Source organism: Pseudomonas sp. P5_A2_2 (genome assembly GCF_054177685.1).
The window spans coordinates 1-7,287 of sequence record NZ_JBGCUL010000166.1 but is presented as its reverse complement, the minus strand read 5'-3'; the positions used below and the strand labels follow the sequence as shown (position 1 = coordinate 7,287).

At 58.7% G+C, this 7,287-nt stretch carries 7 protein-coding genes and 4 tRNA genes; 8 read left to right on the top strand and 3 right to left on the bottom strand.

All coding sequences use genetic code 11. From position 1 onward, the window contains the following. The coding region (rdgC, locus tag ACXRVY_RS12620; protein ID WP_458237505.1) for a recombination-associated protein RdgC at positions 1-814 on the bottom strand (814 nt) is incomplete at its 3' end. A 159-nt stretch (positions 815-973) separates the two neighbouring features. Between rdgC and ACXRVY_RS12615 the strand changes: the two genes are divergently transcribed. The 4 genes from ACXRVY_RS12615 (at position 974) to ACXRVY_RS12600 (ending at position 1,511) form a co-directional block, all read left to right on the top strand. Continuing rightward, positions 974-1,049: transfer RNA gene (locus ACXRVY_RS12615), tRNA-Val, on the top strand. Positions 1,050-1,068: 19 nt separating this feature from the next. Continuing rightward, positions 1,069-1,145, top strand: a tRNA-Asp gene (locus ACXRVY_RS12610). 198 nt (positions 1,146-1,343) lie between these two features. Continuing rightward, positions 1,344-1,419, top strand: a tRNA-Val gene (locus ACXRVY_RS12605). Between the two features lie 15 nt (positions 1,420-1,434). Next, positions 1,435-1,511 (top strand) — tRNA-Asp (locus ACXRVY_RS12600). A gap of 190 nt (positions 1,512-1,701) precedes the next feature. Here the strand turns inward: ACXRVY_RS12600 and ACXRVY_RS12595 are convergent. Both ACXRVY_RS12595 and ACXRVY_RS12590 read right to left on the bottom strand, forming a co-directional pair. Beyond that, positions 1,702-2,838: a catalase family protein gene (locus tag ACXRVY_RS12595; RefSeq protein WP_458237504.1), complete on the bottom strand. Its 1,137-nt coding sequence runs from the start codon at positions 2,836-2,838 to the stop codon at positions 1,702-1,704. A 28-nt stretch (positions 2,839-2,866) separates the two neighbouring features. Then, on the bottom strand, positions 2,867-4,669 hold the full coding sequence (locus tag ACXRVY_RS12590) for a di-heme-cytochrome C peroxidase (protein WP_458237503.1): 1,803 nt from the start codon (positions 4,667-4,669) through the stop codon (positions 2,867-2,869). A gap of 269 nt (positions 4,670-4,938) precedes the next feature. Between ACXRVY_RS12590 and ACXRVY_RS12585 the strand changes: the two genes are divergently transcribed. The 4 genes from ACXRVY_RS12585 to ACXRVY_RS12570 all read left to right on the top strand — a co-directional run bounded on the left by ACXRVY_RS12585 (position 4,939) and on the right by ACXRVY_RS12570 (position 7,228). Further along, positions 4,939-5,655 carry an FKBP-type peptidyl-prolyl cis-trans isomerase gene (locus tag ACXRVY_RS12585; protein WP_218431282.1) on the top strand — a complete coding sequence of 239 codons (717 nt, stop codon included), beginning with the start codon at positions 4,939-4,941 and terminating at the stop codon, positions 5,653-5,655. Positions 5,656-5,948: 293 nt separating this feature from the next. Then, a complete protein-coding gene (locus tag ACXRVY_RS12580; RefSeq protein WP_223462160.1) occupies positions 5,949-6,404 on the top strand; it encodes a YkvA family protein in 456 nt (151 codons plus the stop codon). Positions 6,405-6,518: 114 nt separating this feature from the next. Further along, positions 6,519-6,860 carry a helix-turn-helix domain-containing protein gene (locus ACXRVY_RS12575; protein ID WP_223462161.1) on the top strand — a complete coding sequence of 114 codons (342 nt, stop codon included), beginning with the start codon at positions 6,519-6,521 and terminating at the stop codon, positions 6,858-6,860. After that, entirely contained in the window at positions 6,857-7,228 is a 372-nt protein-coding gene (locus ACXRVY_RS12570) for a hypothetical protein (protein ID WP_007898892.1), read from the top strand. Before ACXRVY_RS12575 ends, ACXRVY_RS12570 begins: the two co-directional genes overlap by 4 nt. Positions 7,229-7,287 lie beyond the last annotated feature (59 nt).

Here is a 7,287-nt window from a genome sequence, read left to right as displayed (position 1 = left end):
GGGCTTCGTCGCCTCCGTCCTGTTCCGCCTGGTCTTGCAGCAGGTCTTCGAACTTGAGGCGCTTGACCACCATTTTGTCGTCGAGGACGAACGACAGTTTGTCCTGCCAGGCCAGGGACAGTTGGGTGACCACTTTGCCGGTGCTCAAGTGCAACTGGATTTCTTCGCTGGTCAGGTCCTGACGCTTGCAACGCACAATGCCGCCGTCTTCGTGGGTGTCGCGCAGTTCGCACTCGTCCAGTACAAAGAAATCGTCCGCGGCTTTCTGCGTGGTGACCCACTCGGTCATGGTTGCGGTCGGGGACATCTTCACGGTCAGTGGACGCACCGGCAGGGTGCCGATCACTTCGCGCAAGGTCGACAGCAAGTCTTCGGCGCGTTTCGGGCTGGCCGAGTTGACCAGGATCAGGCCCTGTTTCGGCGCGATGGCGGCGAAGGTCGACGAGCGGCGGATAAAGGCGCGGGGCAGGAAGGCCTGGATGATTTCATCCTTGATCTGATCGCGCTCCTTCTTATAGACCTTGCGCATTTGCTCGGCTTCGATCTCTTCGACCTTTTCCTTGACCGCGTCACGCACGACGCTGCCCGGCAAAATACGTTCTTCCTTGCGCGCGGACACCAGCAGGAAGTCACCGCTGACATGCACCAGCGGCGCATCTTCGCCTTTGCCGAATGGCGCGACGAAACCGTAGGTGGTCAACTCCTGGCTTGCACATGGGCGCGCCTGTTTGGTGGCCAGTGCAGTTTCCAACGCCTCGGCATCAACAGGCAGATCTTGGGTCAGGCGATAGATAAGCAGGTTTTTGAACCACATGGGGCGAGTCTCTCCTTTATACAAAGGGGGGCATTATTGTCTTCGCCGTGCCATAGGCCAACCTTTCTCTAAGCCTTTGGAAGGCCTCGGAAAATTATTTTAAAAAGTGCTTGCCAGAGGTTGGGTCGCTCCGTAGAATGCGCGCCACACCGAAGCGAAGGGTGATTAGCTCAGCTGGGAGAGCGTCTGCCTTACAAGCAGAATGTCGGCGGTTCGATCCCGTCATCACCCACCATTCGTTTTCAGTGTTACGCGCAGCGGTAGTTCAGTCGGTTAGAATACCGGCCTGTCACGCCGGGGGTCGCGGGTTCGAGTCCCGTCCGCTGCGCCATATTCGGTAACCTGGAACACTGAACGCCAGGTCACCACGGAAAAGCCCGCTTAGGCGGGCTTTTTTCTGCCTCAAGTTTGACTGTTGTTCCTGTGGGTTGCGTCGTTTCACCGGTTTTTAGATTTTTTGAAAAAAACTTCAAATAAATCAACATTTTATAAAAACCTGTGGCATAATGTGCCCCGCAACGAAGGTAAAGGGTGATTAGCTCAGCTGGGAGAGCGTCTGCCTTACAAGCAGAATGTCGGCGGTTCGATCCCGTCATCACCCACCACTTTCAACGCTACGCGCAGCGGTAGTTCAGTCGGTTAGAATACCGGCCTGTCACGCCGGGGGTCGCGGGTTCGAGTCCCGTCCGCTGCGCCATATTCGGTAATCTGGAACACTGAACGCCAGATCGCCACAGAAAGCCCGCCTTGTGCGGGCTTTTTGCTGTCCTGGATTTGGCTTTCCTCGCTCTCTGTAGGAGCGAGCTGGCTCGCGAAGGTCGTGAACGATAACGCGTAAATTCAGATACCCCGCGGCGCCCATGGTTTCTTCGCGAGCAAGCTCGCTCCTACAGTCCGGCATTGCGCCTGTGCCGGTAGTCGCTGACCGCTTCATACACGGCCTTGCGCAGGCGGTTGATCCCGCCGATGGGGCGGTGCGCCTCGACGCCAAACCAGGGATTGAACGACTGGTTGTCGCATTGCAGGTTCAGCGCCGGTGTATCGAAGTCCTGCGCCGGAACCTTGATTCGCGCCACGGTCTCGAAGGGCGCATCGCTTTCGCGCCACTCAATGCTGGTGTCTTCGATCGGCATGTACTTGTTGGCGTCCTGTCGCTGGATTTGCAAGGCGAAACACGCCGGCACTCGGTCGGTCGACAGCTGTTGGTTCAGCGCATTGCGCAGAAAGTTCGGCAGCTTGCGATTTTGTTCCGGCAGGCTGTAGGCCGGGCAACTGTCTGGATCGGGTGCGACCCGGAACTTCGCATTGGCTTCACCGAATTTGTAGGGCGAAACCGAAAAGTATGTCGTCCGGGTTGGGCTTGGCGGGGCAGGGGCCAGTGTCGCCAGGGCAATGAACAGATGGCGAACCTGCCAGGCACGTGGATCCCGGCCGGGGAAGAAAGCCATCATCTTTTCACCGTCGGCTTGAGCGGCGACGTTCTGACGGTATTCGGCGACATTGCTCACAAAGAAGTTCGGGTGGCTGAACATCACAAAGTCCTGTTCGCCTCGCCCCTGCTGTTCGCTCAACAGTTGTTTGCCTGGAACATCGAACAGTTTGATCGCCATGCCCCGGGCGTCGCGGATGCTGTCGAACTGCGGGTAGGCATTGCCGTTGGACAGGCGCATCGTCGCTTGCCAGGTTTTGCYCGGCTCGCTGAATACGCCCTGGCGCAGCTCGCTTGGCAGTTCCGGCAGCACCTGGACTTCGGCCTTCACACAGCCGTGGGCCTTGGCATGGGCGTCCCGCAGGTAGCGGGTGCTTTCGCGGTGCTGATCGACGATGCGCACGGCGGTCTGGATGATGTCCTGGGTCATCGCGGCTTCGTTGTCCGCAATCAACTCCTGCGCCGAGACCGGCCCGCGATGCTGCCAGGCAAACCAGGCGCTGGCCAGGGCCCAGCCAAGCACGCCGAGACCCAGCAACCACAGCGACAGCTTGCCGAGGAAGGCGCCTAGGCGCAGCCAGAGTGTTGTCAGCATGAGAAAGTCCTTTTGGCTGAGACTGTGGTCATGGCAATTGCGCTTCCAGCGGGCCGCCCAACACTTTCAGGTATTCCAGCAGTGCCCGGCGTTCCTGCGGCTGCAGCCCGCGGCCGATCACGCCATTGCCGAGATTGCCGGCACGGAATTCATGACCGCTGTTGTGGTTGCCGGTGATTTGCGTGTCGAACAGAAAAGCGTTGTTGAAGGCTTCGGTGCGATATCCCAGATGCTGTGGGTCGTATTCGAAAGAGCCTTTGTAGAACGTGGTCACACGCTCATCCTGAGGCGACAGCAATTGATAAATGCTCGGTACCGAACCGTTGTGCAGAAACGGTGCTGTCGCCCATACCCCCGCCAATGGCCTGGCCTTGTAGGAACGCAATTCGCGCACGCCGATCGGCAGGCCGAAACCGTCCATTTCAGCACGCTCGGCAGGGGTGACATTGGCGTCTTGATACGCTCGGTCCTGGACATAGGCGGTGACATAGGCCAACCCCTTGGCCACGGACATTTTGCTCAGGTCCATTGGTTCGGTGGGTTTTGGCTCCACATCAAGTTTTTCCAGCTCCGCCTGATTCCATTGCAGCGCAGTCAGGTCGAAGCGGTGGTCGGCGATGTTGTTGGCTGCGCCGGGGTCTGTGCCAATGTAATCCACCGGGATCATTTTCAGGTGCTGAACGTATCGCCCGTCGCCCTGGGTGGTGTGCGGTACATGACAACCCGCGCAGTTTTCGGCGAACAAGGCGCGCCCCCTTGCTGCCAGAGGTTTGTCGACCGCGCCCAACAGATCTTCCGGCCAGGCAGGAGGCTTGAGTCGTTGCAGGGTCTGTTCGATCAGGTGCAGGTCGCGCACACGGACACTTGAGGGATAGCGGGCGTCGCCCATCAGTGGCTGGTCGTTCTTGTCGAAGAAGTTCAGCGTGGCGCCGACACCCAACGCTTCGCCGATGTTGCGCGCCATCGGTTGTTTCGCCGAGCCGTTCCACTGCACCCATTCGAACGTCCACATATCCCACAACTGCGGATAATCGACCGGGGCATTGGCCACACGGTAGTTGTCGGGGGRGATCGCATCACCGAAGCTGGCGTTGGCAATGCGCCCGAAGGCGTCTGTGCGCCCCGGGCCTTCCTCGGTCGGATAGAGCCCGCGATGGGTGTCGTTCCAGGCCACCTTGAGGAACGTATCGAGTGAGGACTTGAATTCTTTGCGCAACTGTTGGTGGCGGGCGTCGTAGTCCTGGCCCAGCACGTTGCGTGCGAAACGTTCGAACTTCCACGGGTTGTAGTAAGTCGAGGCCAGGCTGGCTACCAGTGCTTGTCCGAAACTGCCCCCTTTGAGTGTAGGAACACTGGACGGCAGGACGTGCTGCGCCGAGCCGCCGTCGATACGCACGGCTTGACCCTTGAAGCGCAGTTCACCGGTGTGGCAGGCCGCGCAGGTGACATCCAGAAACACATCCGGGCTCCCCGTATTCTGGTGCCGGGTAAAGCCTGCCGGGAGGTTGCCGGGGTTATTCGGAGTCGGTTTCTGGCCGGGGTCCACCAGGAAACCGAAGCGGGCGAGGTACTCGGGGGCGGCGAAGCGTTGCTGCGAGAAGGGCAGTTCAAGGGCGGTGAACCAGTCATAGCGCAAGCCTTTGACCTGAGTGCCCTGGGGTATGAAGTAATAAGTCTCTCGATCGGCGGCGCTCCATTGCTCCAGGTAATGCACCTGTCGTGGAGGTGACCAGGCCGGCAATTTCGGGTTGGCGACGTAGTAAAGAACCACGGCCAAGACCAGCCCGAGAAGTACTGCGATGAGAACCAGTAAGCGAAAGAAGAGGTGCAAGATAAACGTCCTTGTCGAATGATCATGCCGTTATGCCCGAGTACCCAAGGTGCGGCAAGAGGCCATTACGCCATATGTTGCAGGTTCAGGAATCAGTCTGCGTCGGAACAAGATGAAAGAAGCTTCATCGGCCGAATGGTGAAATGCGTTTAAACACCTGAACTTATCAAGCGTTTCCGGTTCTCATGCCGGTAGCCATTGGTCGTGGCGGCCTGATAAGCTCGCGGCTTTACTCGATTGCCCTTTAGGCGCATGAACAAGGAAATAGCATGAAACAGCATCGGTTGGCGGCGGCGGTGGCCCTGGTTGGCCTGGTACTCGCGGGTTGTGATTCGCAGACCAGCGTAGAGCTGAAAACTCCGGCGCAAAAAGCTTCCTACGGCATTGGCCTGAACATGGGCAAGAGCCTGGCTCAGGAAGGCATGGATGACCTGGATTCCAAAGCTGTAGCCCAGGGCATCGAAGACGCCGTCGGCAAGAAAGAGCAGAAGCTCAAGGACGAAGAACTGGTTGAGGCGTTCGCCGCACTGCAAAAGCGTGCCGAAGAACGCATGGCCAAGATGAGCGAAGAGTCGGCCGCTGCCGGCAAGAAATTCCTCGAAGAAAACGCCAAGAAAGCCGGCGTGACCACCACCGCTTCGGGCTTGCAGTACGAAGTCGTGCAGAAAGCCGATGGCCCTCAGCCAAAGCCGACTGACGTAGTGACCGTTCACTACACCGGCAAGCTGACCAACGGCACCGTATTCGACAGTTCCGTCGAGCGCGGCAGCCCGATCGATCTGCCGGTCAGCGGTGTGATCCCGGGTTGGGTCGAAGGCCTGCAACTGATGCACGTTGGCGAGAAGTACAAACTGTACATCCCTGCTGACCTGGCATACGGCGCTCAAAGCCCGAGCCCGGCGATTCCGGCCAACTCGGTGCTGGTATTCGACCTGGAACTGCTGGCCATCAAGGATCCGGCAAAAGAAGACGACGCAGCCAAGTAATCGGCGCCTGCTTCGATAACAACGCCTCGCTCATGCGGGGCGTTGTTGCATCTGGCGTTTGGCACGGGTAAACAAAACGAACAGACGCTCCAGGCCGGAGTCTCAGGCATAGTAGGCGTTGGCGTTAGATGCACAAGTCCGCCAAGTCAATGAAATTATAGGTTTTTTTTGATGGGTAAAAAACGCCCGATCTGAACGCAGGCCTTGTAAAACGGGGCTTACAGCGATGAAAAGCAGCTCTGTTCACAAGGTTATCCACAATTTGTGTGGATAACATTTCAACGGGAGGAATCATGAAAGCACCCTGGAATTTCGCTCGTTTCCTGCCGCTGGCCGGACGCCTGCTGGCACGTGGCCGATTGCCGGCCCTGTTGTTCGCAGTCGCCAGCAAGGGCGCGAGCCAAGGCAACCGACTGGGCAAACTCAAAGATGATTTGAAGCTGTTGCAGGCACTCTGCCTGGCCTACTGGCGTGGTGAGTATCGCGCCATCAGCCCCAAGGCGCTGGTTTCGGTCGTCGCGGGCCTGATGTACTTCCTCAGCCCGGTGGATGCGATCCCGGATTTCATTCCGGTGTTCGGCATGCTCGATGACATCGCGGTATTGGCGTGGCTTATGAAAGTGCTCGACGACGAACTCAATGCCTTCCGCGCCTGGCGCAAACGGCAGGTGCCGGAGAAGCTCGCGGTGGTTGAGCGCCTGCCTGATACCCCCGAGCAACTGCAACTTCAAGGCCCGAAAAAACACTGAGTCGATTTTGACCTGTTCACAGATTGATGCCCCCCGCGACCTTGGCCGCTGTTAGGATTACACTTCTAGGGAAAAGTGCCGACTCGCTAAGTGTTGTTGTCCTACGGGGTAGTCATGGATATTCAGATAATTACACGCGAAGGCGAGCCCGAATATGCGGTTCTGCCATGGGCTCAGTATCAGGCGTTACTGAAAGCAGCAGGCATCAAGGAGCAAGCGTCGCCTGAAGCCACGAAGCTTCAGGCGGCAACACCAGACGCGATTCTTCCGGGTCTGGACCAACTACGCAGTTTGCGCGAAGGAAAGGGCATCGCCATCGAGGTGTTGGCCCGCACGGTAGGCATCAGCCCGTCTTACCTGGCCATGATCGAAAGTGGCGAGCGTCTGCCCGACGCCGCGATTCGTCGCAGCCTGGCCTGGGAATTGACGGTGCCGGGGTGGAGGGATGAATCGTGAGCGTACGCATCAGTCGTCAACATTGGGACGGATTGCTGGGCGAACTGGATCAGGCGCGTCGTCAGCGCCATCTCCTGACTTATCGGGCATTACTGGAACGTTTGCAGTTGCCGACACCGGCCATGCAAACCCTGACAGCGGCCCTTGAGCATCTGGCGGCCCTGGACGCCAGGGCGGAGCAGCCATTGCGCAGTTCACTGGTGATCAGTCAGGGCGCCAGCCGCTTGCCGCGCACCGGATTCTTTGAATGTGTCGAGCGTCTCGGGCGTTTTTCCGGGCCGTCGGACGGTGTCGCCGCCGCGTCCTGGCATGCTTCGGAAGTGGTGCGGGTGTTCGAGTACGAATACCCGGAATCGGCCGAGGCCTGAGTGTTTTTGCGACTCAAGGCGCGAGCCGGATACTGGCTCGCGCGCCAGTTGTTTCACTG

What these genes read in the sequence shown, in the direction of transcription:
- ACXRVY_RS12580 (WP_223462160.1), top strand. Translation starts at nt 5,949, where the DNA reads ATGAAAGCACCCTGGAATTTCGCTCGTTTCCTGCCGCTGGCCGGACGC.
- ACXRVY_RS12575 (WP_223462161.1), top strand. Translation starts at nt 6,519, where the DNA reads ATGGATATTCAGATAATTACACGCGAAGGCGAGCCCGAATATGCGGTT.
- ACXRVY_RS12585 (WP_218431282.1), top strand. Translation starts at nt 4,939, where the DNA reads ATGAAACAGCATCGGTTGGCGGCGGCGGTGGCCCTGGTTGGCCTGGTA.